Annotated in this window: 27 protein-coding genes; 13 read left to right on the top strand and 14 right to left on the bottom strand. The window is 73.8% G+C overall.

Going from position 1 to position 23,820, the window contains the following annotated elements; all coding sequences use genetic code 11:
- Positions 1–14: 14 nt before the first annotated feature.
- Positions 15–428: an ankyrin repeat domain-containing protein gene (locus OIE69_RS34800; protein ID WP_326578597.1), complete on the bottom strand. Its 414-nt coding sequence runs from the start codon at positions 426–428 to the stop codon at positions 15–17.
- A gap of 381 nt (positions 429–809) precedes the next feature.
- Here OIE69_RS34800 and OIE69_RS34795 point away from each other — a divergent pair, with 381 nt between their 5' ends.
- On the top strand, positions 810–1,004 hold the full coding sequence (locus OIE69_RS34795) for a hypothetical protein (protein ID WP_018534760.1): 195 nt from the start codon (positions 810–812) through the stop codon (positions 1,002–1,004).
- A 175-nt stretch (positions 1,005–1,179) separates the two neighbouring features.
- Positions 1,180–2,802, top strand: a complete 1,623-nt coding sequence (locus OIE69_RS34790; RefSeq protein ID WP_326578596.1) for an ATP-binding protein — start codon at positions 1,180–1,182, stop codon at positions 2,800–2,802.
- A gap of 39 nt (positions 2,803–2,841) precedes the next feature.
- Here the strand turns inward: OIE69_RS34790 and OIE69_RS34785 are convergent, their stop codons facing one another.
- Positions 2,842–3,342 (bottom strand): metallophosphoesterase family protein, encoded by a 501-nt coding sequence (locus tag OIE69_RS34785; RefSeq protein WP_326578595.1) that lies wholly within the window; start codon positions 3,340–3,342, stop codon positions 2,842–2,844.
- 156 nt (positions 3,343–3,498) lie between these two features.
- Between OIE69_RS34785 and OIE69_RS34780 the strand changes: the two genes are divergently transcribed.
- Positions 3,499–3,945, top strand: coding sequence for an ATP-binding protein (locus OIE69_RS34780; RefSeq protein WP_326578594.1), 447 nt, complete (start codon positions 3,499–3,501; stop codon positions 3,943–3,945).
- Between the two features lie 126 nt (positions 3,946–4,071).
- The gene (locus OIE69_RS34775) at positions 4,072–5,100 is read left to right on the top strand and encodes a GlxA family transcriptional regulator (protein WP_326578593.1); all 1,029 of its coding nucleotides are present in this window, start codon (positions 4,072–4,074) and stop codon (positions 5,098–5,100) included.
- A 31-nt stretch (positions 5,101–5,131) separates the two neighbouring features.
- On the opposite strand, the gene OIE69_RS34770 is transcribed toward OIE69_RS34775, so the two are convergent.
- Complete coding sequence (locus tag OIE69_RS34770) at positions 5,132–5,770, bottom strand: HD domain-containing protein (protein ID WP_326578592.1); 639 nt, start codon at positions 5,768–5,770, stop codon at positions 5,132–5,134.
- 188 nt (positions 5,771–5,958) lie between these two features.
- Positions 5,959–7,008: a CobW family GTP-binding protein gene (locus OIE69_RS34765; RefSeq protein WP_326578591.1), complete on the bottom strand. Its 1,050-nt coding sequence runs from the start codon at positions 7,006–7,008 to the stop codon at positions 5,959–5,961.
- 161 nt (positions 7,009–7,169) lie between these two features.
- Here OIE69_RS34765 and OIE69_RS34760 point away from each other — a divergent pair, with 161 nt between their 5' ends.
- The gene (locus tag OIE69_RS34760; RefSeq protein WP_018561578.1) at positions 7,170–7,364 is read left to right on the top strand and encodes a hypothetical protein; all 195 of its coding nucleotides are present in this window, start codon (positions 7,170–7,172) and stop codon (positions 7,362–7,364) included.
- A 55-nt stretch (positions 7,365–7,419) separates the two neighbouring features.
- Here OIE69_RS34760 and OIE69_RS34755 read toward each other — a convergent pair whose 3' ends face one another.
- Positions 7,420–7,644, bottom strand: coding sequence for a DUF397 domain-containing protein (locus tag OIE69_RS34755; protein WP_326578590.1), 225 nt, complete (start codon positions 7,642–7,644; stop codon positions 7,420–7,422).
- A gap of 225 nt (positions 7,645–7,869) precedes the next feature.
- Positions 7,870–8,094 (bottom strand): DUF397 domain-containing protein, encoded by a 225-nt coding sequence (locus OIE69_RS34750; protein WP_326578589.1) that lies wholly within the window; start codon positions 8,092–8,094, stop codon positions 7,870–7,872.
- Between the two features lie 203 nt (positions 8,095–8,297).
- Between OIE69_RS34750 and OIE69_RS34745 the strand changes: the two genes are divergently transcribed.
- Positions 8,298–8,510 carry a hypothetical protein gene (locus OIE69_RS34745; protein ID WP_326578588.1) on the top strand — a complete coding sequence of 71 codons (213 nt, stop codon included), beginning with the start codon at positions 8,298–8,300 and terminating at the stop codon, positions 8,508–8,510.
- On the opposite strand, the gene OIE69_RS34740 is transcribed toward OIE69_RS34745, so the two are convergent.
- On the bottom strand, positions 8,483–9,487 hold the full coding sequence (locus OIE69_RS34740; protein WP_326578587.1) for a DNA polymerase Y family protein: 1,005 nt from the start codon (positions 9,485–9,487) through the stop codon (positions 8,483–8,485). The two genes, OIE69_RS34745 and OIE69_RS34740, sit on opposite strands and share 28 nt — an antisense overlap.
- Before the next feature lie 91 nt (positions 9,488–9,578).
- Here OIE69_RS34740 and OIE69_RS34735 point away from each other — a divergent pair, with 91 nt between their 5' ends.
- Both OIE69_RS34735 and OIE69_RS34730 read left to right on the top strand, forming a co-directional pair.
- The gene (locus OIE69_RS34735; protein WP_326578585.1) at positions 9,579–10,274 is read left to right on the top strand and encodes a hypothetical protein; all 696 of its coding nucleotides are present in this window, start codon (positions 9,579–9,581) and stop codon (positions 10,272–10,274) included.
- Positions 10,275–10,312: 38 nt separating this feature from the next.
- The gene (locus OIE69_RS34730; protein WP_326578583.1) at positions 10,313–10,492 is read left to right on the top strand and encodes a hypothetical protein; all 180 of its coding nucleotides are present in this window, start codon (positions 10,313–10,315) and stop codon (positions 10,490–10,492) included.
- 51 nt (positions 10,493–10,543) lie between these two features.
- On the opposite strand, the gene OIE69_RS34725 is transcribed toward OIE69_RS34730, so the two are convergent.
- Positions 10,544–11,509: a DMT family transporter gene (locus tag OIE69_RS34725; protein WP_326578581.1), complete on the bottom strand. Its 966-nt coding sequence runs from the start codon at positions 11,507–11,509 to the stop codon at positions 10,544–10,546.
- 187 nt (positions 11,510–11,696) lie between these two features.
- Between OIE69_RS34725 and ltaE the strand changes: the two genes are divergently transcribed.
- From ltaE to OIE69_RS34705, 4 genes are all read left to right on the top strand, one after another.
- Complete coding sequence (gene ltaE / locus OIE69_RS34720; protein WP_326578580.1) at positions 11,697–12,770, top strand: low-specificity L-threonine aldolase; 1,074 nt, start codon at positions 11,697–11,699, stop codon at positions 12,768–12,770.
- 168 nt (positions 12,771–12,938) lie between these two features.
- Positions 12,939–13,583, top strand: coding sequence for a L,D-transpeptidase family protein (locus OIE69_RS34715; protein ID WP_326578579.1), 645 nt, complete (start codon positions 12,939–12,941; stop codon positions 13,581–13,583).
- A gap of 257 nt (positions 13,584–13,840) precedes the next feature.
- The gene (locus OIE69_RS34710; protein ID WP_326578577.1) at positions 13,841–15,136 is read left to right on the top strand and encodes a ricin-type beta-trefoil lectin domain protein; all 1,296 of its coding nucleotides are present in this window, start codon (positions 13,841–13,843) and stop codon (positions 15,134–15,136) included.
- 96 nt (positions 15,137–15,232) lie between these two features.
- A complete protein-coding gene (locus OIE69_RS34705) occupies positions 15,233–16,129 on the top strand; it encodes an SDR family oxidoreductase (RefSeq protein WP_326578575.1) in 897 nt (298 codons plus the stop codon).
- Positions 16,130–16,140: 11 nt separating this feature from the next.
- Here OIE69_RS34705 and OIE69_RS34700 read toward each other — a convergent pair whose 3' ends face one another.
- The 5 genes from OIE69_RS34700 to OIE69_RS34680 form a co-directional block, all read right to left on the bottom strand.
- Positions 16,141–16,731, bottom strand: coding sequence for a lytic polysaccharide monooxygenase auxiliary activity family 9 protein (locus OIE69_RS34700; RefSeq protein WP_326578573.1), 591 nt, complete (start codon positions 16,729–16,731; stop codon positions 16,141–16,143).
- Positions 16,732–16,983: 252 nt separating this feature from the next.
- Positions 16,984–18,003, bottom strand: a complete 1,020-nt coding sequence (locus OIE69_RS34695; protein WP_326578571.1) for a GNAT family N-acetyltransferase — start codon at positions 18,001–18,003, stop codon at positions 16,984–16,986.
- A 52-nt stretch (positions 18,004–18,055) separates the two neighbouring features.
- Positions 18,056–18,697 (bottom strand): nucleoside/nucleotide kinase family protein, encoded by a 642-nt coding sequence (locus OIE69_RS34690; RefSeq protein ID WP_392567605.1) that lies wholly within the window; start codon positions 18,695–18,697, stop codon positions 18,056–18,058.
- A gap of 40 nt (positions 18,698–18,737) precedes the next feature.
- On the bottom strand, positions 18,738–19,823 hold the full coding sequence (locus tag OIE69_RS34685; protein WP_326578567.1) for a sensor histidine kinase: 1,086 nt from the start codon (positions 19,821–19,823) through the stop codon (positions 18,738–18,740).
- Positions 19,820–20,494 (bottom strand): response regulator, encoded by a 675-nt coding sequence (locus tag OIE69_RS34680; RefSeq protein ID WP_089224697.1) that lies wholly within the window; start codon positions 20,492–20,494, stop codon positions 19,820–19,822. Before OIE69_RS34680 ends, OIE69_RS34685 begins: the two co-directional genes overlap by 4 nt.
- A 204-nt stretch (positions 20,495–20,698) precedes the next feature.
- Here OIE69_RS34680 and OIE69_RS34675 point away from each other — a divergent pair, with 204 nt between their 5' ends.
- On the top strand, positions 20,699–22,315 hold the full coding sequence (locus OIE69_RS34675; protein WP_326578564.1) for an ATP-binding SpoIIE family protein phosphatase: 1,617 nt from the start codon (positions 20,699–20,701) through the stop codon (positions 22,313–22,315).
- 34 nt (positions 22,316–22,349) lie between these two features.
- Here OIE69_RS34675 and gndA read toward each other — a convergent pair whose 3' ends face one another.
- Complete coding sequence (gene gndA, locus OIE69_RS34670) at positions 22,350–23,789, bottom strand: NADP-dependent phosphogluconate dehydrogenase (RefSeq protein ID WP_326578562.1); 1,440 nt, start codon at positions 23,787–23,789, stop codon at positions 22,350–22,352.
- Positions 23,790–23,820: the final 31 nt, after the last annotated feature.

Genomic DNA, 23,820 nt, shown 5'->3' with positions numbered 1-23,820 from the left:
GGCGCGTCCGGGGGTCATACGGCGCCGAAGAGTTCCAGGAGTGCGTCCTTGCCGAACATGCGGGCGGTGTCGATGGCCGAGGGGGTGCCCGCGGCGGGGTCGGCGCCGCCGTCGATCAGCACGCGGACCACCTCGTCCTCGCCCTTGAAGACGGCACCGGCCAGCGGCGTCTGGCCGCGGTCGTTGGCACGGTCGGGGTCGGCGCCGTGCCTCAGGAGGGCGGCCACGGTGGCGGCGTGGCCGTGGTAGGCGGCGAGCATGACGAGGGTGTCGCCCTTGTCGTTGGTGAGGTCGGCCGGCACGCCCGCGTCCACGTAGGCCGCCAGGGTCTCCGTGCCGCCGCGGCGGGCGAGGTCGAACATCTCGGCGGCGAGTCGCAGGACGCCGGGGTCCTGGGCCGGATCGTTCTGCGGGGTCGGCTCGCTCATCGTTCCTCACTGGAAGTGGCTGGTCGCCGTGCGCGGAAGCGACCGCTCTCGTGATCCACCCTAAGCGGCCTCAACCGCCCTGGCCTCGCCGGGCGGGCTCCCGGATAGTGCCACAGCCGGGGTGTGGACCGAACGAGAAGCCATGGCCGAAGCTTAACGATTTTGATCACTCGAACGGGCGACTTCGCTGCTCCGTCGGCGGGGCCTGCCACATGACACGCCGGACGACCGGCGAGGATCGCGCCGGAAGAAACAGTTCAGCAGAGCCTAAAGGGTGAACTTCCCTACGAATCACCCATTCGCCTCTTTTCAGAACATATTACTAAATGTAATTCTGGAACAACTCATGGTGACAGTCCCCATCACACAGGAGTAGCCCCCATGATCCTGTCCATCTCAGGCGTCGTCCTGCTCGGCATCATCGTCTTCCTGTTCTTCCGGAAGGACGGACTCAAGGCGTCCCACGCGCTCGTCTGCGCCCTCTTCGGTTTCTACCTCGCGGGCACCGCCATCGCCCCGAGCATCAAGGCCGGCGGGGCGAGCCTGGCGAGCCTGCTGGGCGGGATCAAGTTCTAGCGCGGGCCGTTCCGCACGGCCGATCCACCGGGCCCGGCGCCGCTCCGCACCGGGCCCTTCCCGTCCCGTCCCCTCTTCCGGGTCCCGTCCCCCCTCTTCCGGTCCCGTCTCCCACTTCCGGTGCCCTCTTCCCGTCCCGTCGTACCGTCCCCGCAACGACCCTCTGGAGCTCCCCGTGGTCCGGCGCCCCCTCTCCGCCCTCCTGAGCAGCCGCCCCTCGCTCACTCGCGGCCGTGAGCTCGCGCGGGCCGCCGTCGACAGCACCACGGACGTCCTCCACCCGCTCTTCGTCATCGCGCGCGGGCTGCGCCGCCAGGCGGGCTGGGCACGCGACTGGTGGGGCAGCACGCCCAAGGACCGGCGCGGACCGGCACTGCTGGCCTCCGTGGGAGCCGGGTTCCTCGTCCTGGTCCTGCTGCCCTACGGCGCCTACCTGATGTTCGCCGCCTGGATGGGTTCCGCCGGCTGGATGGGACGGGACCGCACCCCCGCCCCGAGCGGACCGAGCGGCGCCGAGAGCGACCGGCTGACCGCGCTGTACGAGGCCCTGGTGCCGTATCTGTCCGTCGCCGACGACCCCAGCCCGATCTACGCCCACGACGGCAGCTGGGAGAACGCCTTCGGCGACCACGCCTTCGAGGACGGGCGGCTGGTCCGCCTGCACCTGAAGTACCCGGCCTACTTCACCGACGGCGAGGCCGCCGCCAGGGCCCGCGTCGAGCACGTGCTGCACGCCAAGGTGGGCCGGGGCCGCGAGTACCGCTTCGAGTGGAACGAGGAGGAGAACCACCTCACCCTCACCGCGCTCCCCCCGCTGCCCACGGACATCGCCGCCCAGCGCTTCGTCACCTCCCCCGGAGAGACGGTGCTCGGCTTCACCGACCCCGGGTCGGTGCAGCGCACCGTCCCCGTCCAGGACGGCAAGGAGGTCAGGGACGCTCCCCCGGTGGTGTGGCGCACCGGCCCGCGTTCCACCGAGCCGCACCTGCTCGCCCTCGGCCACCCCGGCACGGGCACCACCACGCTGCTGCGTTCCATCGCGCTCCAGGCCCTGCCGGAGGGCGACGTCGTGGTCGTCGACGGCAGCGGGACCGGCGAGTACGCCTTCCTGTCCGGCCGGCCCGGTGTGATGGCCGTCGAGAGCGGGCTCGCCGGAACGCTGGCCACCCTGGAGTGGGCGGCGCACGAGACCGAGCGGCGCCTGATCGCCGTCAACCGCGCCCGGCAGGCGGGCCGCACCGCGCCCGACGACGTACGGCGGCCGCTGTGGATCCTCGTCGACCGGCCGACGGTGCTCAGCCAGCTCGCGCACGCCGAGAGCCGTCCCGACCCGCAGGAACTGCTGGACATCCCGCTGCGGCACGGCCGCGCGGCCGGGGTGACCGTCGCCATCGCCGACCACCTCGACGGCGCCGAGGCGCTCTCCCAGGTGGTCGTCGCCCAGACCAGGGCGCGGGTGCTGCTGGGCGCGGTCACCGCGGAGCAGACCCAGGCGGTGCTCGGCGCGCCGCAGTGCTCGACGTCCGCCGCGCAGGTGCCGCCGGGCCGCGGCTATGTGCGTCTGGGCACGGGGCCGGTGCTCCGGGTACAGGTGCCCGCGACCCCGGACCCCTTCGACGAGGACGCCGGCGACGCGCACCGCCAGGCCGTCATGGCGCTGCTGCCGCCCGCGGACGGCGCCCACGGGACGGAACCCCGGGAGCGGGAGGCGGAGACCGCCGAGGCCCCCGGCGCCGTCATGGTCTCCGAGCCCTCGGGCGCGGTCCGGCCGGCCGGCGACCCGGCGCTCGAACACTGAGCCGGAGCGCCCCCCGGCACGGCGGCTCGCCCGTGCGCGTCAGCGGCGCGGCAGTTCGTGCAGCCGCACCTCGCTCAGCACGCCTGCGGCCGCCACGGCGGTGAGGTAGGTGCCGTACGGCTGACGCCTGCGGTCGGTCGGGGAACCGGGGTTGAGCAGCCGCAGCCCGCCCGGCGCCGTGCTGTCCCAGGGGATGTGGCTGTGCCCGAAGACCAGGACGTCCAGGTCCGGGAAGCGCTCCTCGCAGCGGCGTTCGCGTCCCTGTGCCGCACCGCTGTCGTGCACCACGCCGAAGCGCAGCCCGCCCAGCTCGGCGAGGGCGACCTCCGGCAGCCGCGCGCGCAGGCCGGGACCGTCGTTGTTGCCGTACACGCCGATCACCCGGCGGGACCTCGCCTCCAGCAGGTCGAGGGTCGCGTCGTCGACCCAGTCGCCGGCGTGGATGACGGCGTCGGCCTCGGGAATCCGGTCCAGTAGTTCGGCCGGAAGCTCCTTGGCACGTTTGGGCAGGTGTGTATCGGACATCACAAGAAGACGCACACGTCCACGCTATCCGCGCGGGGGGACGGGAGCGGTGCCGGGCACGGCGGCCGGAAGGCAGGCCGACGTCACGGCGTGCCGCGCGGCGGCGTGGCCGGTGGGGCGACCCCGCGGTCGCCGGGACCGCGGGCCTCATCGATGAAGGGCCCACACGTCATGTGCGGTGACAGCACCCCCACTCGTTCGGCGGAACTCGTGCAGCCCGCGGAGGCCGCCTACGTGGGCGCCGCGCGGCACTTCACGTCCGAGCTGCTGGGGCTCTGGGGACTGGCCTCGGAGGACCGCATCGCCGCCGAGCTGATCGTCGACGAGCTCGCCGCGAACGCCGCGCGCCACGGCCGGGCCCAGATGTCGATCCGGCTGTGCATGCACGACGACGGCCTGGTCATCACCGTCACCGACAGCGGCGAGGCCCGGCACCACGACGGGGCATCGCCCGACAGCACCCCGCCGGACGAGCACGGCCGCGGGCTGGAGATCGTGCGCCGGCTGGCCGGGTCCACCTGCATCCACGACGACGAGCGCGGCCGCCGCGTGGTGACCACGCGCCGCCTCGCCCCGCTCCAGCGGTCCGTCGCCGGGGTCACCAGCCCGGCGTCGTAAGGCGCCGGCGGCATGGGCGAGAATGGCGGACCGGACGGGGATCCGCGGACCCAACGTCCGCGGGACGCGGGCCACATGGGCTTGCGCGGCGGTCCCCCGGACCGGCCCGCGCCCGGAGGAACGACAGTGACGTCCCGTGTGAACCCGCGCCGGCCCTCCGCGGCCGCGTCGGACGTGCCGCCGCACCGGGTGGTGGTGTTGTTGTTCGAGGGGCTGCAGTTGATGGACGTGACGGGTCCGCTCGATGTGTACACGGCGGCGAACGAGTACGGCGCGCACTATGTGACGAGCACCGTCTCGCCGGACGGTGGGCCGGTGACGACCACCGCGGGGCTGCGGCTGGTGCCGGACCTGTCGCTGGACGAGGTCGACTTCCCGGTCGACACCCTGGTCATCCCCGGGCGCCCCGACTGGTGGGCAGCGGTCGCCGACACCGCGCTGGTGGCGGGCATCACCCGCCTCGCGGACCGATCCCGCACGGTCGCCTCGGTCTGCGCGGGCGCGTTCCCGCTGGCCGCGACCGGACTGCTGGACGGACGGCGGGCCGCCACCCACTGGCGCCTGGCCGACGAACTCGCCGCCCGCTACCCCAAGGTCGAAGTCGACAGCGACGCGATCTTCGTACGGGACGGCCGCTTCATCACCTCCGCGGGCATCAGCGCCGGAATCGACCTGACCCTGTCCCTGGTCGAGTCCGACCTCGGCCCGGACATCGCCCGCAAGGCGGCCAAGTTCCTCGTCGTCTTCATGGCCCGCCCCGGCGGCCAGTCGCAGTTCAGCGTCCGGCAGAGCCCCCGGCACCCCGCGCACTCGGTACTGCGCCAGGTCCTCGACCAGGTGGCCGCCGACCCCGCCGCGGACCACAGCCTGCCCGCGCTCGCCGCACGGGCCGGGGTCAGCTCACGGCATCTGACCCGGCTGTTCCGCACCGAGACCGGCGGCACCGCCGCGCAGTACGTCGAACGCATCCGCGTCGAGGCCGCCCAGGCCCTGCTCGAAGCGGGCAACGACGCCCTCGACACGGTCGCCCGGCGCAGCGGCTTCGGGTCCGAGGAGACGCTGCGCCGGGCCTTCCGGCGCCGGCTCGGCGTCAGCCCCGGCGTCTACCGCGACCGCTTCCGCACCACCCGGCCCCACGGCACCCACGAGGACTGACCACAACGCCCCGGCAACCCCGGCGCCGCGGTCACTCCGCCCAGGGGGACTGGAGGATGGTGTCCACGAAGTTCCCGCGGACGAAGCCGGGCACGAAGCGCTCCAGGACGTCGGCCTTGACGTTGCCGAACGTCGTGCCGGGGCGCGGTGCGATCCCGTGGGTGAACTCCTTGAGGATGTTGTTCTTGAAGTCGGGCCGCGGGTGGGCGGCGACGACCGCCTCGCGCTCCTCCCCCGTGATCTCGTCGTACCCGATGCCGAGGACGTCGACCTCGACGCCCGAGGTGACCAGGGCGATCTCGGGCGCCATGTGCCACGGGATCTCCGGGGTGGTGTGCAGGGCGATCGCCTCCCACACCAGCCGCGCACGCTCCTCGGGGACGTCGTGCTGCAGCAGGAAGCGGCGGGCCTCGTCGGCGCCGTCGATCTCGAAGCGCTGGTCGGTACGGGCGTAGGCGTCGGTCAGCCCCAGGTCGTGGAAGAGGGCGCCGACGTACAGCAGCTCGGGGTCGAAGTCCCACCCGCGGTTGCGGCCGCGCATCGACGCCCAGAAGTACACCCGGCGGGAGTGGTGGTAGACCACCGGGTCGGCGGACTTCCGCACCAGTTCGGTCGCCTCCGTCACGAGCCGGGTATCGGGCACCTCGATGTCCGCGATGATTTCAGCCACGTCGAATCTCCTGACAGGTCTCCGGGTTCCGCCGGCGGCCGGGCAGGCCGCCCGGTGCCGGTGGATCCATCGTCCGACGCGGCGGCCCGCCCCGCCGGATGCCGGTGGGACGCGCGACCCTCGGATCGGGACACGTCCCCGCCCGCGCCGGGGGACGGCCGCCGGCCGCCTCCGCGGAGCGGGGCGCGTCAGGGACGGACGTAGCGCAGGACGCCGAGCATGGCGTCCTCGGGGAGTTCATCGCCCGGCTCGGCCACGCAGGCGTCGAGGCCCTTGCGCAGGGCGTCCGCGTCGAGCCCCGAACCGATCATCACCAGGCGGGTGGCGCGGGACTCGCCCCGGGACCAGGAGGACGGCACGAAGCGAAGGAAGCCCCCGACGGCGTGCAGGGTGTACTTCCGGCGGTGGGCGGGCGCGGCGAAGCGCACGAAACCCTTCATCCGGTAGAGCCCCGCGGGCCTGTCGTCGAGGAACTCCATCAGCCGGCGCGGGTGCAGCGGCGCCTCGGAGGTGAACTCCACGCTGTCGTAAGCCGCGTGGAGATGGCCGGTGTGGTCGCCGTCCGCGTGGTGCCCGTGGCCGTCGCCGGCTGACAGTTCGTCGAACGACAGCTGGCGGGCGGCCGTGTCGACCGCCGTACGCGACCGCGGTTCGAAGAGCAGGGCGGGGTCCACTCGGCCGTGGGCGGCCTCGACGAGCGGCGTCCCGGGGGCCACGGCCGCCAGCGCGTCGCGGACCCGTTCGCGGCCGGCGGCGTCGACGCGGTCGGTCTTGTTGAGGACGACGAGGTCGGCGGCCCGCACATGGCGGTCGAGTTCGGGGTGCCGCGCGCGCACCGCCTCGAACTCGGCGGCGTCGACGACCTCGACCAGCCCGCCGTAGGTGATGGCGGTGTCGGTGCTCGCGAGCAGCAGCCGGATCATGCCCTGGGGCTCGGCCAGACCGCTGGCCTCGATGACGATGACGTCGATGCGGGCCTGCGGACGGGAGAGCCGGGCGAGCATGTCGTCCATCTCGGTGGCGTCGACGGCGCAGCACAGGCAGCCGTTGTCGAGGGCGACCATGGAGTCCACCTGGCCGGCGACGGAGAGCGCGTCGATGTTGATGCTGCCGAAGTCGTTGACGACGGCGCCGATGCGGGTGCCGCCGCTGTTGCGCAGGAGGTGGTTGAGGAGCGTGGTCTTTCCCGAGCCCAGGAATCCCGCGATGACGACCACCGGAATCCGTTGCTTGGCCAAGGCTTCCTCTCCGGGTACGTGCTGCCGGTGCCCCATCGTAAGCCCCGCGCACCCCGTGGTGCTTCGTGCGGGTGAACCGGCGCCGGGCGCAGAACCGCGGCGGGAGCGGCGGGGTCTTCCGACGCGTCCACGGGGATGGCCGAACGACGGAGGAGGCGCCCATGGCGGAGCAGGAGGCGGACCGCGGCACGGTGCTGGTGTGCATCGCGGCGGAGGACGAGGAGACGGCGTACCGCATCGTGGACCTGATCTCCGGGCGCCACCCGGCGACGGAACCGCAACTGCGGCACACCCGCGAGGGCGTGGTGGCGTGCGCGCTGCGGGCCCAGACGCTCCGGGTGCTGGGCGACGCATGACGCGCTGGGCGGGCCGGTCCCACCGGCCCGCCCAGCGCGGGGGACGTCACGGGTGCTAACCGAACTCGCCCTCGCGCACACCTTCCCTGAACGCCGTCCACTCCTGCGCGGTGAACCGCAGGGGCGGCAGGTCCTTGTTCTCGGAATCCCGGATGGCGACGGCTCCGCCGCCGAGGTACGCCACCTCGACGCACTCCGGCAGGTAACCGCTCTTGCTGCTCTTGACCCAGCGCGCATCCCTCAGGTCCCGCGCGTAGAGGTCGGCCTTTCTCGCCCGCATGGGGAACCTCCGTTCGAGGTTCGGTCTTGCGTTCCCAAACCACCCTGACCCCGATCCCTCCCGCAGCGCAACCGTCGAGGCAATCAGGTTGCCCCAGGCAACCATAAGGCCGGCGAAACGCCGGGGAACACCCGCGGGTGACGGGGCTTGGCGGGCCCGCTCACCGAAGCGGTCGATCGGCCTCGGCGGACCGGCCCGCCAAACGGGGGTGATGCGCGGTGGGCCCTAACCGAACTCGCCGTCGCGCACACCCTCCCGGAACGCCGTCCATTCCTCGGCGGTGAACCGCAGCGGTGGCAGCTCCGTGTTGTTCGAGTCGCGGATCGCGACGGCTCCGCCGGCGAGTTCCGCGACCTCGACGCAGGTTTCCCGGTAGGGGCTCTTGCTGCTCTTCACCCAGCGCGCTTCGGTCAGGTCACGCGCGTACAGGTCGGCCTTTGTCCCTTGCATGAGAAGCTCCGTTCGACGCTCGATCGGACATTCCCCCTCCCCACCCTTGTCCCGTCCCGGCCACCTCGCAACCGGCGCCGCGCCCGGGATCGGCGCGAAGCCCGCGGCCGGGTCAAGTTCCTGGAAAGGAAGGCTTTCTGACGGGGCGTCGAGCACCGGTCGCGCTCTGTCGCGAAACACCGGAACCAGGCAGTATCGAACACATGGCGGCATCATCGGGATGCGACGTCTGCGGGCGGGAGGACGACACCGTCCGCGACTGCGGCATCCGTCATCTCCCGCTCGCCGTGTGCGACGGGTGCTTCGGGGACATGGCGCGGGCCCGGCGTGCACCGCTGCCCCGCCCGCTGGACGCGGCGGAGGTGATGGCCGCCGTGCTGGAGGCGCTTCACGAGGACAGCCGGCGCTCCTCCTGAGCGGGGCCGGGCGCGGGCGGATCCGCGAAGGTCGACGGCAGCACGGCCCGTCCGCGGCCCGCGCCGACCGGTACGGAACGGGCCCGGCGGGGGTCGGCCGCGGACAGCCCTTCGGCGCGCAGGGCCACGGCCCGCACGGGGGCGCCGTGCGAGCCGAGGGCCTCGTGCATGGCGTAGGCGGCCTCGGCGAGTTCCCCGGGGTCGGAGGTGGGCTCCGGCAGGGTGCGGCTGCGGCTGACGGACGAGCCGCCGGCGAGCCGGACGGTCAGGGTGAGCCCGGTGGCGGTGCGGCCCGTGCTGCGCAGCCGGTCGCCGAGGCCGAGCCCGAGTTCGAGGACGGCCCGGCTCAGCGCACCCCGGTCGGTGGGGTCGGTGGCGTCCGCGGTGAAGAGCCGGTCGGCGGCGAGCGAGCCGGGCGGGTGCTCGGCGGTGATCGGGGCGGGGTCGAGGCCGTGGGCGCGTTCCCACACACCGCGCCCGGGAGCCGCGCCGAGGACCGCCTGGATCTCGGGCAGCGGCGCGGCGGCGACCTCCCCGACGGTGTACAGGCCGGCCGCGGCCAGCGTCCGGACGGCCTCCGCGGTGATTCCGGGAAGGGCCGCAACCGGCTTGGCGCGCAGGAAGTCGGCGACGGCCCGCGGGTCGGAGTCGACGGCCCGGATCCGGCCGACGAGGACGTCGCAGGCGGCCATGGCGGCGACCGTACGGCTTCCGGCGACGCCGATCGTGAGGCTCACGTCGTACAGGGCCGAGGCCCGGGTGCTGATCATGAGGGCGAGCTGCTCGGGAAGCAGCCCGTAGAAGCTCACCGCGGAGCGCACGTCGGCCACGACCGCGTCCGGCGGTTCGGCGCGGACGACGGGGGTGAACCGGCCGACGAGCCCGGCCAGCGCGGCGAGCGTCGCCGGATCGGTCCCGCCGCAGCGGATGTACAGCACGCAGGGCCCGGGGTCCTGGTGCGGCTCGGCTTCGACCATGGTGTGTCCGCCTCCACCTCTTTCGAACAACTGCTCGATTTTGAGTGTAGGGCATTCCGGCTCCCCGCGTCCGGCTCATAGGGTGCCTCGCATGACCCTGACCGCCGTCCAGCGCCGAGCCCTGCTGGAGTCCGACGCCGACACCGGCCAGCTGAGCGCGCGCGAACCGACCTGCGCCGCGCTGGCCAGGCAGGGCCTCGCCGTGCGCTACGGGCGCACCGGCGGCTACTACCTCACCCAGGAGGGCCGCCGGGTCCGCACCGAACTGGCCCGCGTGGAACTCCCCGCCCCGGAATCCGCGGCGGCGCCCGCCATCGCTCCCGGCCCGGAACCGGCGGCGGCTCCCGAGCGCGGCTTCGCGGCCGACGACGGGCACGGCACGGGCACCGCCGCCCCCCGCCGCGCCGCCGAGGTCGCGTCGGCCTGGTCGGGGCTGCTGGAGATCCGCCGCGTGCTGCAGGACGGCGACACCACGCGCCCCGCGCCCTGGGAGCGCGAACGCCTCGTCCACGCCGTCGCCCTGGCGCTGGAGGCGGCCGGCCGGCCCCCGTCCGGGCGCGACGCCGCCGGGCGGCCCTCGGCCACCGGATACGCCGTCGCGCCCTCCGCCCAGAGCGGGGTCGCCGAGGTGTCCTGGCACTCCCCCGTCGAGGACGCCGCCGCCGGCACCGCCGAGTCCGAGCTGGCCCGGTGCCAGGACGTCCTGGAGGCGTACGGCTGGCAGTGCACGCTCCACCACGACCGCCGGCGGAGGGCGTTCCTGCTGGTCTCGCCCCGCAGGGCCTGAGGGAGCAGGATGGAGGCAGCGACCGTAGGAGGTCCGCCATGAAGTCCACGTCCTCGGACGCCGATCCGTACCTCTACGCCGAGACCCCGTCCCAGGCGGAGGGTGAGCGGATCTACGACGAAGCCGAGCGCAGCACGATGGAGATCCACCCGGACGTGCCCCGGACGACGCCCTCCCAGGCGGAGGGCGAGCGCATGGACGACATCCCGCCCCAGTGACCCGGGGCGGGACCAGGCCGGCAGGCCGTCCGTCCGTCCGTCGGTGATCCGTCAGCGGTCCCTGCGGGAGAGCACCGCCAGGGCGAGGAGGAGTACGGCCAGTCCCGCCCAGGACAGCGGCGTCGGCCGCTCCGCGAGCACGGCGACCCCGAGCAGGGCGGCCACGGCGGGCTCCGCGAGGGTGAGCGTGGTGGCGACCGGGGCCGGTGTGTGCCGCAGCCCGTGCCCGAAGAGCCGGTAGGCCAGGAAGGTCGTCAGCACGGCGAGGTGCAGCACCACCCCGGCGCCGCGCGGTGTGGCGAGCCAGAGCACGCCCGCGGCGAGCACCACCGGCAGGGTGAGCAGTCCGGCGGAGCCGAAGAGCACCCCCATCACGGCGCCCGGCGCCTGCCCGCTTCCGATGAAGTGCCCGCCGACCAGGGAGTACACCGCGTACGAGAGTCCGGCCAGCGCCGCCAGTGCCACCCCCGCGGCGTCCGTGCGCGCCGCGGGACCCGCGTCCGCGCCGCCGAGCACCAGCAGCCCGCAGCCGAGCACGGCCACGGCCGTCGCGGCGGCCCACCGGCGGCCGGGGCGGTGCAGGCCCGCCGCCCAGGCCAGCAGACCGGTGAAGACCGGCGCGCTCCCCAGGGCGATGACGGTGGCCACGGCGACCCCGGTACGGGAGACCGCCGGGTAGAAGGAGAGCGGGTAGCCGGCGACGGCGAGGGCGCCGCCGGCGAGCAGCGCGAAGCCTCGGCGGCCCGCGCCGCGCAGCAGGTTCCGTGCTCCCCGCGCGCCGGCCAGGAGCAGGACCCCGCCGACGGTGAGTCCGGCGCCGCCGACCGCTGCGGGCGGGGCGCCGGCGGGCGCGAAGGACGCGGCGGTGCCGGTGGTGCCCCACAGCAGGGCGGCGGCGAGGATCGGCAGCGCGCCGTGGACGAACCGCGGCCGGCCGGCGGCGGCACCGGGTGCGAGCGGGCGTGCGGGGGCGAGGGAGGGGGGTGCTGTCCGGCACGGGAGGTGGCCTTTCGTCACGAATCGATGGAAGCGGATCCGGAACGGGCGCACCTCAACTGCCCCTGGCGGCCGGATGGCCTGCCGGGGCGCGGGTCTGAGCCGTCAGTGAGTGCGCCCGGTCAGGCGCACAGCGGCGGAAGGACGACGTGCCAGTAGGAATTCACCCGACGATCCTACCGAAGGGCGGGCATGGCAGGGTGAACGCATGCCGATCACTGATGTCACCGATGAGCAGCCCGGACGGGTCATCGACCTGCGCAGCGACACCGTCACGCGGCCCGGCTCGGACATGCGCCGCGCCATGGCGGAGGCCGAGGTCGGTGACGACGTCTTCGCCGACGACCCCACGGTCAACGCCCTCCAGGACCGGATCGCGGAGCGGCTCGGCTTCGAGGCGGCGCTGTTCGTCTCGTCCGGGACGCAGAGCAACCTGTGCGCGCTGCTGACGCACTGCGGCCGCGGTGACGAGTACATCGCCGGGCAGTCGGCACATGTGTACCGCTGGGAGGGCGGCGGCGGTGCCGTGCTCGGCGGGATCCAGCCGCAGCCGCTGCCTCACCGGGCGGACGGCACGCTGGACCCGGCCGACATCGCGGCCGCGGTGAAGCCGGACGATCCGCACTTCCCGCGCACCCGGCTGCTGTGCCTGGAGGACACCATCGGCGGCCGGGTCGTCCCCCTGGACTACCTGCGGACCGCGACCGGGCTGGCGCGTGAGCACGGGCTGGCCACGCACCTCGACGGGGCCCGGCTGTTCAACGCGGCGGTGGCCGCGGGCGGCGACCCGTACGAGCAGGCGCGGCTGATCGCCGGCCACTTCGACAGCGTCTCGGTCTGCTTCAGCAAGGGCCTGGGCGCCCCGGTCGGCTCCGCGCTGCTGGGCAGCCGGGAGTTCGTGGCGCGGGCGCTGCGCTGGCGCAAGGCGCTCGGCGGCGGGATGCGGCAGGCGGGCATCCTGGCGGCGGGCGCGCTGTACGCGCTGGAGCACCAGGTGGCGCGGCTCGCCGAGGACCACGCGAACGCGGTGCTGTTCGCGGAGGGGATCAAGGGCGTGCCGGGTCTGGTGGTGGGCGACGCCCAGACCAACATGGTCTTCGCCGAGCCGGCGCCCGGGCTGTCCGCCGAGGAGGCGCAGGAGCGTCTCGCACGGCGCGGGCTGCGCTGCGCCGGCTATCCCGGGCGGCTGCGCTTCGTCTTCCACCTGGACGTCTCGCGCGCCGACACGGAAGAGGCCGTGCGCATCGTCCGCGACGCCCTGGACGGGGCCCCGCGCGGCTGACGACCCGCCGGTTCCGCTTCCCGCACCGGTCGTTCCGCAACCTCCGGTGGCTCCCGGTTGTCCTAGGGGGTGAGGCCGTCGCGCGACGGCCTCACCGGGGAAGGGGAAGCGATGAGAGCGGGAGCGTCAGCGGGACGACGGGCGGGGGCCGCCCTCGCGGTGGCGGTGATGGCCGTGACACCGGTCGTGGCGGGGGGCGGCACGGCGCAGGCCGCATCGTGCACGACGAGCAAGGGGCCGTACCAGAAGCAAGTGGAGAAGTTCCTGGGGCGGCCGGTGGACGGGAAGCAGTCGGCGGCCGACTGCAAGGCGATACGCGCCTTCCAGACGAAGTACGGGATATCCCCGACCATCGGCTACGCGGGGCCGGTGACCTGGGGCGTCATGAAGATCATGAACGCCCAGAAGGCGGCGGGCAGTAATCCCAACAAGGCCGGCAAGTGCCCCACGAACAAGGGGCGGATCGCGTGCGTGGACCTCACGCGACAGCTGAGCTGGATACAGGACGGCAAGAAGCTGAAGTACGGGCCGGTCCCGGTGCGCACGGGCCGCAACGGCTACGAGACCCGCACCGGCGCCAAGAAGGTCTACTGGCGGAACATCGACCACTGGTCGACGCTGTACAACGTCGCCATGCCGTACAGCCAGTTCTTCGACGGGGGGCAGGCGTTCCACTCGATCGCGGGGAGCGTGTGGTCGCCGCCCGGGTCGCACGGCTGCGTGAACATGCGCAAGGCGGACGCCAAGAAGTACTGGGGCCTGCTGAAGAACGGTGACGACGTGTACGTCTACGGGCGCAAGCCCGGTACGTGACGGGGCGCGACGCCGGTGGGCGGGCGGGACCGGGCGGGGGCTTCCGCTCGGGACCGCCCGCCCTTCTTGGTCCAGACCTCTTGACGGGGTCTGGGGGCGGCAGTTCAATCACGGCGTGAACTAAGCCTTGAACAAAGACGGACGGGAATCCTGTGCCCCCACGCACAAGGTTCCAAGAAATGTCAGGTGCATGACTTACATGCCCTCACCCTCGTCCGTCACCCCCCCCCACGACCGCCCCGAAAGGCAGCGCCCCTGTGAAGGCACTCCCCCCACGCCCCCGTCCGCGCCGACTCCCGCGCACCCGCGGCCTGTTCGCCGCCGGCGTCGCCGGGCTCCTCGCCCTCGCCGCCCTCACCACCACCGGCCCCGGCGACCGCCCCCTCCCCGCGGCCCCCGCAGCCACCGCCGCCGTCACCACCTTTGCCGACGAGTTCGACGGGCCGGCCGGCAGCGCCGTGGACGGCGGCAAGTGGCAGATCGAGACCGGCGACAACGTCAACAACCACGAGCGGCAGTTCTACACCGCCGGCAACCGCAACGCGGCCCTCGACGGCCAGGGCCATCTCGTCATCACCGCCCGCAAGGAGAACCCCGCCGGCTACCAGTGCTGGTACGGCAGTTGCCAGTACACCTCCGCCCGGCTCAACACCGCGGGCCGGTTCACCACCACCTACGGCCACGTCGAGACCCGGATGAAGGTCCCGCGCGGCCAGGGCATGTGGCCCGCGTTCTGGATGCTGGGCAACGACATCGGCGACGTCGGCTGGCCCGCGAGCGGCGAGATCGACATCATGGAGAACGTCGGCTTCGAGCCCGGCACCGTGCACGGCACGATCCACGGCCCCGACTACTTCGGCTCGGGCGGCATCGGCGCCGGCTACTCCCTGCCGGGCGGTCAGGCCTTCGCCGACGCGTTCCACACCTTCGCCGTCGACTGGAACCCGGACTCCATCAGCTGGTCCGTCGACGGCACCGTCTACCAGCGGCGCACCCCCGCCGACCTCGGCGGCCGCCAGTGGGTGTTCAACAAGCCGTTCTTCGTCATCCTCAACCTCGCCGTGGGCGGCTACTGGCCGGGCGACCCCGACGGCAGCACCGCCTTCCCGCAGCAGCTGGTCGTCGACTACGTCCGCGTCACCACCTCCGACGGCGGGGGCGGGGGCGGCACCACCGGCCGCATCACGGGCCTGGCCGGCAAGTGCGTCGACGTCGCCGGGGCCAACCCGGCCAACGGCACGCCCGTCCAGCTCTACGACTGCAACGGCACCGCCGCCCAGCGGTGGACCGCGGCCTCCGACGGCACCCTGCGCGCCCTGGGCAAGTGCCTGGACGTCAAGGACTTCGGCACCGCCGACGGATCCCAGCTGCAGCTGTGGGACTGCGCCGGCGGCACCAACCAGAAGTGGGCCCTCTCCGGGGCGCGCGACATCGTCAATCCGCAGGCGAACAAGTGCCTGGACGTCGCCGGCAACAACTCCGCCAACGGCACCAGGCTCCAGCTGTGGACCTGCACCGGTGGCGCCAACCAGAAGTGGACACTGACCCCCTGACCCCCTGACCCCCTGATCCCCTCGGTCCCCCGCCCCCCCCGATCCCGGGGCGGGGGAACCCTGGAAACTGACGGCTCGTCATGACATGGTCACCCCATGACGGATCCCCTCCCCCTCGCCGGACGCGCGGCGCTGGTCACCGGCGCGTCCGGCGGGATCGGTCTGGCCGTCGCCGCGGAACTGGCCGCCGCGGGCGCCCGCACCCTGCTCACGGCCCGCGACCCGGTCCGGCTGGAGGCGGCGGCCGGGCGGCTGCGCGCGGCCGGTCACACCGTGGCCACCCTGGCCGGGACGGTGGCCGACCCCGGCCACCTCTCGCAGTGCGCGGCGCTGGCGGTGCGCGAGCTCGGCGGCCTGGACGTCCTCGTCAACAACGCCGCCACCAATCTCCCGTACGGGCCGCTCGCGGAAGCCGACCCGGACCTGTGGCGGACCGCGTTCACGGTCAACGTCGAGGCACCCCTGCGGCTGACCCAGCTGGCGTGGCGGGCCTGGATGCGCGAGCACGGCGGCGCGGTGGTCAACGTCTGCACCGAGGGCGCCGGGCACGTCGGGCCCAACGTCGGGGCCTACGGCACCAGCAAGGCGGCGCTGCTGCACCTGACGATGCAGCTCGCGGGCGAACTCGGCCCGGCCGTACGGGTCAACGCGGTCTCCCCCGGCCTGGTGCGCACCGAGACGGCGCGCTTCGTCTGGCAGGACGCCGAGGCCGCGATCGCCGCCGGGCTGCCGATGGGACGCATCGGCGAACCCGGCGACGTGGCCCGGGCCGTGCGCTGGCTGGTCTCGGACGAGGCGGCCTGGATCACGGGCACCGAGCTGGTGGTGGACGGCGGGACACGCGTCCGTGCCGCCCGCACCGGCGGCGCGGCAGGCACGGAGGGCACTGCCGGCACGGTGGGATCGGGCACCGGCTTCGGCGGAGACACCCCCGCCGAAGCCGACGCCGTACGGGAGCGGCTGCTCGGCCGCCGGCCCGCTCCGGACGCCTAGGCCGTGTCGCCCTAGAACTGCACGTCGGAGCAGGCGTAGAAGGCGTTGCCGGTGTCCGCGACGGACCAGACGGCCAGGATGATGTGCTTCCCGGTCCGGCTGGGCATGGTGCCCTGGTGGGTGACGGTGGCGGGCGGCCTGGCACCGTTGTAGTTGACGGTCAGGAACGGCGTCAGGGTCAGCGCGGAACGGGTGAGCGGCCGGCTGGGGTCGAAGCCCTGCTTGGTGATGTAGTACGTGAAGTCGCTCGTCGCGTGCGACGCGGTGAACTGCCAGCGGAAGCTGTAGTTCTGGTTGGCCGTCACCTTCGTGGTGGGCCAGCCGGTGCCGCCGCGCGGGTTGTCGAGCTGGGCGAACCGGCTGTTGCCGCCGGCGCAGAGGGTACCGTCGGAGGGGCCGAGGGACGGGAAGCCCTTGGGGCCCTCGACGCTCTGCGGCTCCCACTGGATGTCGCCGCAGTTGGTCACGGTGCCGTTGGCGCAGAGCTTCTGACGGCTGATCGGGGCGTCGGTGTAGCCGTGGCTCCAGGCGCTGCCGGTGCCGAGCACGGACAGCACCGCGAGGCCCAGACCGACGACGGCGGGGCCGAATTTCCTGTGCATGCTTCGCTCCTCGGAGAACGTGGGGGAGTTCTGAGAGCAGTGCGCAGCCCGCAGGCACTAGGTCTAGACCAACAGCGAAGGTACTCCCATGAATTAGTCATGTCCAGGCCAAGAACAAGGGAAAGCCCCGGCCAGGACGGGGGGATCTGGCCGGGGCAGCTGGGGAGTTCGCCGCGGACGCTCCTGGGTCCGCCGGGCGATCTGATATTAGTTTAACAGTGAAGGAGGAGTGCTTCGCACCACTCAAACCTGTCAACGTTGCGGTGTGACGCACATGCGCGGGTCCAGCACCCGCTGCAGTCGGTACGCCACCGGCCGGAAGCCCACCGCCGGCCAGTGCCCCGCCGACACCGGCGAACCCGCCGGCCAGCTGGCCGTGACGTGCCGGTAACCACTGTCGTACGCCCACGCCAGCGCCGTCGCGAGCAGCACCCGGCTGATGCCCTCGCCCCGCGCGGCATGGGTCACGTACGCCTCGACCAGTTCCACGCACCCGTCGGGCACGACCGGGCCCGGGGCCGCCGGCGTCAGCACCACCATGCCGACCTCCTCGCCCCTGCGGGCCGCGACCCACGCCCCGCAGCGCGCGTCGGCCAGGGTGTCCGCGTAGTGCGTCCGCAACGTCGCCAACGCCCCCTCGGGTTGGGGCCGGAACACCGCCGTGCCGCGGTCCGCGCGTGCCGCCTCCACCGCCATCCGCCCGATCCGGTCCAGGTCTCCGGGCCCCGCGCGGCGCACCGACAGCGCGTCCACCCCGCGCGGCTGCCGCCCGCGCGGACGCACCGCCATCAGCCCCCGCACCCGCTCCAGGCCGAAGCCGGTGCGGAACCAGGCGGAGGCCACCGCCTCGTCGGCCGGCAGGTCCACGTAGTGCACGTGCCGGCGCTCCGCGACCAGGCGCGCCGCCACCGCCGCGTACAGCCCGCGCAGCACGTCCTCCGGCACCCCGTCCCGGCCGCCGCGCAGCGCGTGCCCGCCGTAGGAGACCAGCGCGGAACGCGGATGGGCGCGCAGCACCGCCCGGTCGCCGTCCCCGAGGTCGAGCGGGGTCGCGGCGAGGTAGCCGGTGACCGTCCCGTCGCCGCCCCGGGCGAGGACGGCCTCCACGCCCGGCCCGGCGAGGAGCTTGCCGAGCAGTTCCTCCCCCGGCGGCGCGCCGGTCCGGCCCGACTGGTGGGGCAGCGCCTTGCGGGTCCTGGCGTACCAGCGGTCGAGGAGGGCCGCTGCCTCGGGGACGTGCTCGGTGGTCAGCGGGGCGATGGCGACAGTCATGGTGGACCGCGACGCTAACGGTCGCGGAGGGGCGGCGGCAAGGGCCGCCGCGTCACCCGGTCCAGGCCGGATGGCGCGGATCGTCGGTGTGCACCACGACGTCCGCGGTCGCGGCGGGTGCGGCCTCCTGCTCGTAACGGGCGTACGCCGGGAGCGTCCAGCGCTCGTCCTCCGGCGTGCGCCGGGCCAGGGCCGCGCCCGACATCCTCAGGTGGACGCAGAGGTCGAAGGGGAAGCCGTAGCCCTGCAGCAGCGCGCCCTCCAGCAACAGCACGCCTCCGGGCGGTAGTTCCTCGTACGCGGCGCGCGTCGCGCGGTCGGTCACCGGGTCCCACAACGAGGGCAGCACCCGCCCTGTGCCGCCCGGGGCGAGCGGGCCGAAGGCCTCCCGCCACAGCGCGCCCGTGTCCAGCCAGCGCTCGTAGAAGGCGTCGGGATCGTGGCGCCCCAACTCGTAGCGCTGCGAGGCGGGGCGCCAGTAGGTGTCCGCCCGCACCCGCACGACCGGCCGGCCCCGCAGCCGCAGTGCCTCCGTCAGCGCCTCCCCGAGCGCGTCCGGACGCGTGGCGGGTGCCCCGTCGATGGCGACCCGGGGGCGCTCGCCGCCGTCGTCCGGCTTCAGCTCCAGCACGCGGTCGGCGACGGCATCGGTCAGCCGTTCCCAGGTCACAGGCGTCAGTCGCACGCCCTCCATACTGCCGGTCGGGGTCCACGCCCGCGCAGGCGGCCCGTGTTCACCCCCCGCCGGAGGCCTCGCCCCGGAGCTCGCAGGGGGGCTCGCCCGGCCCCCACGGCACCCTCAGGTCGACGGTCGTGCCCTCGCCCGGGGCGCTGCGCACGGTGAGCCGGGCGTCGATGAGCTCCGCCCGCTCGCGCATCGCCGACAGGCCGATGCCCCGGGTCTGCGGCGAAGGCGGCTCGGCGGCGCGGGGGGCGGCGCGGCCCGCGGCGGTCGCCGCGGCCATGCCGTGCCCGTTGTCGGTGATCGCCACGTGCACGGAACGCTGGTCGCTCTCCAGGCTGACCACCACCCGGGTCGGCTCGGCGTGCTTCACGGCGTTGGTGATCGCCTCCTGGACGATCCGGTACATCTGCGCCTGCGTCTCGGCGGTGAGCCGGCCGCAGACGGTGTCCGCCTGCGGGCCGAGCCGCAACTCGGTGCGGATGCCGTACGTCTCGAAGGAGCGCCGGCACAGCGCCTGCAGGGCCGGCTGCAGGCCCAGCTCGTCCAGGACGACGGGGCGCAGGTCGACGATCAGGTGCCGCAGCGAGGCGATCTGGTTGCCGACCAGACCGCGCGCCTGGTCGATGGCCTCCCGCATGGCCTCGGGCCGCCCGTCCGCGGCGGCGGTGGACAACACCACCTGCACCGCCCCGAGTTCCTGCAGGGTGTCGTCGTGCAGCTCGCGCGCCCAGCGGCGGCGCTCGCGCTCCTCGCCGTCGTGCCGGGCCCTGACCCGCTCCCTGCGCAGCCTGCTCTCCCGGCGCGCCGAGGAACGGACGGCGAGCAGGGCGTAGGCGACCAGCAGCAGCGGCAGCACGTGCAGGACGTTCAGCGAGGGCTGCTGGGCGACACGTACCGTCCCGGCCACCGTCAGCATCAGCGCGAAGGCGATGGCGACGATCAGCCACATCCGCTGCCGCGGCGCCACCAGGGGCGTGAGCAGCAGATAGCAGACCGCGGCGGCCACGGCGAGGGCGAGCTCCCAGGCCTGCGAGCGGTCGGTGACCTCCATGACGGTCGCCGCCGCCAGGAGGCAGGTGCCCAGGCCCTCGAGGGCCAGGCGGGTCCCGGTCCTTCCAGGGCCGGACGGCGTCATGCCACCAGCCCGCGCTCTCTGGCCGCGGCGATCAGCTCGGCCCGGCTCTCCTTGCCGAGCTTGTCCCGCAGCCGCGACCGGTGGGTCTCCACGGTCCGTACGGAGACGAACAGGCGCCGGGCGATCTCCTGGTTGGTGTGCCCCAGCGCCAGCAGGGTCAGGACCTGCGCCTCCCGGTCGGTGAGCGGCTCCTCGTGGTGCCGCTCCGCCAGGTCCAGGTCCTCCACGGCCAGCCGTGCCCCGAGCGAGGGCTGGACGTAGGTGGCGCCGCCCGCGACCTGGTGGGCGGCGGCGATCAGTTCCTCGGCGGCGGCCTCCTTCAGCAGGTAGCCCGCGGCGCCCGTGCGCAGCGCCTCGCGGGCGAACGCCGGGTCCTCCTGCATGGTCAGCACCAGGATGCGCGTCCTGGGCGACTCGGTCAGCAGTGCCGGGATCGTCGGGAGGCTGGATCTGCCGGACATCGTCAGGTCCAGGACGAGCACCCGCGGATGGTGGCGCCGGACGGCCTCCAGCGTCTCGGGGACGGTGGACGTCTCGGCGACGATCTCGAAGGCGGGGTCGGCGGCCATGAGCAGCCGCATCCCCGCGCGGACCACCAGGTGGTCGTCGGCGAGTACGACCGTGATGGCCGGGTGCGGCTGCCTGCCGTCGGGGCGGCTGAGGACGTCCATAGCACACACGGTAGATCGGGCGCGCGCGCCGGGCAGCCCGCGCCGCCGGTGTTGCGGGAAACCCGCAGTCACATCTGCGGGAAATCCCCGATGACCTCTGCGGACGGGCAGGGATGCGTTCGCGCGGACGGAGAGGCAGTCTCGAAGTCAGTGCTTGAAAGGGCCACCAACCGCCGACCCCATACCTCACCCGAGGCGAACGTCATGCTCTGTGCCACCCTCCCGCCCCAGGCCGGCCCTGCGGACCGGCCGTGGTCCTACGACGCAGCCCAGCAGCTCGTGGATTCCGCCGTACCGACCGTGGCCGACTTCGCCGCCGTCGAGGTGTCGGACGCCACCGTCTCGGAGCAGGCGGCCATCTCGGGCCTGCCCGCCACCGGGCTCGCCTTCCGGCGGGGTGCCTTCCGGGCGGCCCGGGGCGCGGCGATCCCGCGCGCCTACGAGGTCGGCGAGGTCAGCAGCCTGCCGGCCAGGACGCCGTACCACGCGTCGCTGACCGACCTGCGGCCGCACCTGGTGATGAACCTCCGCCCGCAGACGGGATGGCTCACCCGCGACCCCGTGCGCGCCCCGCTTCTGCGGATCACCGGCACGCACTCCCTGCTCGTGATGCCCCTGGACGTCGGGGGTGTCGTCCTCGGCGTCGCGGCCTTCTACCGCACGACGGGCTCCCCCGCCTTCTCGCGCGCCGACCTGGTGATGGCCGGCACCCTGGCCCGCAAGGCCGCCCGGCTGCTGGACGGCGCCCGCCGGCGCCTGGTCCAGAACGCCGCCGGGCGCATCCTGCAGGAGGCACTGCTGGCACCGCAGGGACCGCGGGTCAGCGCGATCGAGGACCCGCGCGGGCATCTGCCGGCCTCCGCGGCCCCCGGTGCCTGGGTGGACGTCATCCCGCTGCCCAGTGCCCGGGTGGCCCTGGTGACGGGTTCGGTCCGCGGGCAGGGCGTCTCCGCGGCGACCGCGATGAGCCAGCTCAAGGCCGCGGTCCGGGCGCTGGTGCTGCTGGACATGAGTCCCGGCGAGGTCATCTCCCGGCTCCACCGGCCCGCCGCGACCCCCGTCGGCGACGAGGCCGACCAGTGCCTGATCGTCGTCTACGACCCCGTGGCCTGCCGCTGCACGGTGGCGTGCGGCGGCTACACGGCCGCGGCCCCGGCGCCGCCCCCGGGTGCGGCGGACGGGGACGGCCCGGCGCCCGGCGAGCCGGAGGTCACCGAGTGCGACGTGCCGCCCGGCAGCGTGCTGGTGCTCAGCTGCGGGACGGACGGGATCCCCGCCGGCGCGCAGGACGCCGGCCAGGTGACCGGGTTGCGTGTGCTGCCCGCCGACGACGCGGCGGCCGCGGACCCGGCGACGGTGCTCGACGGCGTCCTGCGCACAGCCGCGTCCGGCACGGACCCGGTGCTGCTCGCCGCCCGCACCCGCTGCCTGGACGCCGACGACGTCGCCACCCGCGAGGTGGCCAACGACCCCGCGGCGGTGGCGGACGCACGGGACTGGGCGGACCGGCTGCTGACCGAGTGGAAACTGCCGGAGCTGGCCTTCACCACCACCCTGGTCGTCAGCGAACTCGTCACCAACGCCATCCGGTACTCCACGGGGCCGATCCGGCTGCGCCTCATCCGCGACCGGGTCCTGGTCTGCGAGGTGTCGGACTCCTGCAGCGCGGCCCCGCACCCACGTCACGCGTTGCCCAGCGACCAGGACGGGCGGGGGCTGGCCATCGTGGCGCAGCTCACCGACGCGCAGGGCACCCGCTACACGGAGACGGGCAAGACGGTGTGGGCGGAGCAGCTCATCACCCCGCCGGTCGCCGCGTAGGCCCGGCCGCGCCGGGCCCACGCGGCGGCGGGCGTCAGTCGGCGGGGATCTCCGACCGGTCGCCGCCCCAGAGCGTGTGGAAGGAACCGGACTTGTCCACCCGCTTGTAGGTGTGCGCGCCGAAGAAGTCGCGCTGCCCCTGGATGAGCGCGGCCGGCAGCCGCTCCGCGCGCAGGGCGTCGTAGTACGCGAGCGCCGCGGAGAACCCCGGCGCGGGGACGCCGAGCTGGGCCGCGGTGGAGACGACCCGGCGCCAGGCGGCCTGCGCGGTGCCGAGGGCGTCGGCGAAGTGCGCGTCCGTCAGCAGCGTGGGACGGCCCGGCTCGGAGTCGAAGGCCTCCTTGATGCGGTTGAGGAAGCTCGCCCGGATGATGCAGCCGCCGCGCCAGATCGTCGCCATCGAACCCGCGTCGATGTCCCAGCCGAACTCCTTGCTGCCCGCCTGGATCAGGTTGAAGCCCTGGGCGTACGCGACGATCTTCGAGGCGTACAGCGCCTGCTCGACGTCGTCGGCGAAGCGGTCGCTCGCCGCGCTGTCCAGCCAGGTCTCGGCCGGCCCGGGCAGTCCGCGCGAGGCGGCGCGCAGCTCCGCGCTGCCCGACAGCGAGCGTGCGAAGACCGCCTCGGCGATGCCGGAGACGGGGACGCCGAACTCCAGGGCGTTCTGCACCGTCCAGCTGCCGGTGCCCTTCTGGCCGGCCTGGTCCAGCACCACGTCGACGAACGGCTTGCCGGTTTCGGCGTCCGTGTGGGCCAGCACCTCCGCGGTGATCTCGACGAGGTACGACTCGAGACGGCCGGAGTTCCAGGTGCGGAAGATCTCCGCGATCTCGCCCGGCCGCTTGCCCGCGGCGTGCCGCAGCAGGTCGTAGGCCTCGGCGATGAGCTGCATGTCGGAGTATTCGATGCCGTTGTGGACCATCTTGACGAAGTGTCCGGCACCGTCCGGTCCGACGTGGGTGCAGCAGGGCACCCCGTCGACCTTGGCGGCGATGTCCTCGAGGATCGGGCCCAGGGACTCGTACGACTCCGCCGAGCCGCCCGGCATGATCGAGGGGCCGTTGAGGGCGCCCTCCTCGCCGCCGGAGATCCCGGAGCCGACGAAGTGGAGACCCTGTTCGCGCAGCGCCTTCTCCCGGCGCCGGGTGTCGCGGTAGTCGGCGTTGCCGCCGTCGACGACCATGTCGCCGGGCTCCAGCAGCGGCACCAGCTCGTCGATCACGGCGTCGGTGGGGGCACCGGCCTTGACCATGATGATGATGCGCCGGGGCCGTTCGAGCGAGTCGACGAACTCCTTGAGGGACTCCGCCGGATGGAACTCGCCCTCGCTGCCGAACTCCTCCACCAGGGAGCGCGTCCTGGCCGGGGTGCGGTTGTACAAGGCCACGGGGTGGCCGTGCCGCGCGAGGTTCCGGGCCAGGTTGCGGCCCATGACCGCGAGTCCGGTGACGCCGATGCGGGCCTGCTCCGCCATCTGCGGTTCCTCTCTGTTGCTGTGGTGCGGG

The sequence above is a fragment of the Actinacidiphila glaucinigra genome (genome assembly GCF_035918135.1).
GTDB lineage: Bacteria > Actinomycetota > Actinomycetes > Streptomycetales > Streptomycetaceae > Actinacidiphila > Actinacidiphila glaucinigra.
Note: the sequence above shows the minus strand (reverse complement) of the source record. Positions and strands in the feature narration are given on the sequence as shown.

What these genes read in the sequence shown, in the direction of transcription:
- OIE69_RS34800 (WP_326578597.1), bottom strand. Translation starts at nt 428, where the DNA reads ATGAGCGAGCCGACCCCGCAGAACGATCCGGCCCAGGACCCCGGCGTC.
- OIE69_RS34795 (WP_018534760.1), top strand. Translation starts at nt 810, where the DNA reads ATGATCCTGTCCATCTCAGGCGTCGTCCTGCTCGGCATCATCGTCTTC.
- OIE69_RS34780 (WP_326578594.1), top strand. Translation starts at nt 3,499, where the DNA reads ATGTGCGGTGACAGCACCCCCACTCGTTCGGCGGAACTCGTGCAGCCC.
- OIE69_RS34760 (WP_018561578.1), top strand. Translation starts at nt 7,170, where the DNA reads ATGGCGGAGCAGGAGGCGGACCGCGGCACGGTGCTGGTGTGCATCGCG.
- OIE69_RS34755 (WP_326578590.1), bottom strand. Translation starts at nt 7,644, where the DNA reads ATGCGGGCGAGAAAGGCCGACCTCTACGCGCGGGACCTGAGGGATGCG.
- OIE69_RS34750 (WP_326578589.1), bottom strand. Translation starts at nt 8,094, where the DNA reads ATGCAAGGGACAAAGGCCGACCTGTACGCGCGTGACCTGACCGAAGCG.
- OIE69_RS34745 (WP_326578588.1), top strand. Translation starts at nt 8,298, where the DNA reads ATGGCGGCATCATCGGGATGCGACGTCTGCGGGCGGGAGGACGACACC.
- OIE69_RS34740 (WP_326578587.1), bottom strand. Translation starts at nt 9,487, where the DNA reads ATGGTCGAAGCCGAGCCGCACCAGGACCCCGGGCCCTGCGTGCTGTAC.
- OIE69_RS34735 (WP_326578585.1), top strand. Translation starts at nt 9,579, where the DNA reads ATGACCCTGACCGCCGTCCAGCGCCGAGCCCTGCTGGAGTCCGACGCC.
- OIE69_RS34730 (WP_326578583.1), top strand. Translation starts at nt 10,313, where the DNA reads ATGAAGTCCACGTCCTCGGACGCCGATCCGTACCTCTACGCCGAGACC.
- ltaE (WP_326578580.1), top strand. Translation starts at nt 11,697, where the DNA reads ATGCCGATCACTGATGTCACCGATGAGCAGCCCGGACGGGTCATCGAC.
- OIE69_RS34715 (WP_326578579.1), top strand. Translation starts at nt 12,939, where the DNA reads ATGGCCGTGACACCGGTCGTGGCGGGGGGCGGCACGGCGCAGGCCGCA.
- OIE69_RS34705 (WP_326578575.1), top strand. Translation starts at nt 15,233, where the DNA reads ATGACGGATCCCCTCCCCCTCGCCGGACGCGCGGCGCTGGTCACCGGC.
- OIE69_RS34700 (WP_326578573.1), bottom strand. Translation starts at nt 16,731, where the DNA reads ATGCACAGGAAATTCGGCCCCGCCGTCGTCGGTCTGGGCCTCGCGGTG.
- OIE69_RS34695 (WP_326578571.1), bottom strand. Translation starts at nt 18,003, where the DNA reads ATGACTGTCGCCATCGCCCCGCTGACCACCGAGCACGTCCCCGAGGCA.
- OIE69_RS34690 (WP_392567605.1), bottom strand. Translation starts at nt 18,697, where the DNA reads ATGGAGGGCGTGCGACTGACGCCTGTGACCTGGGAACGGCTGACCGAT.
- OIE69_RS34685 (WP_326578567.1), bottom strand. Translation starts at nt 19,823, where the DNA reads ATGACGCCGTCCGGCCCTGGAAGGACCGGGACCCGCCTGGCCCTCGAG.
- OIE69_RS34680 (WP_089224697.1), bottom strand. Translation starts at nt 20,494, where the DNA reads ATGGACGTCCTCAGCCGCCCCGACGGCAGGCAGCCGCACCCGGCCATC.
- OIE69_RS34675 (WP_326578564.1), top strand. Translation starts at nt 20,699, where the DNA reads ATGCTCTGTGCCACCCTCCCGCCCCAGGCCGGCCCTGCGGACCGGCCG.
- gndA (WP_326578562.1), bottom strand. Translation starts at nt 23,789, where the DNA reads ATGGCGGAGCAGGCCCGCATCGGCGTCACCGGACTCGCGGTCATGGGC.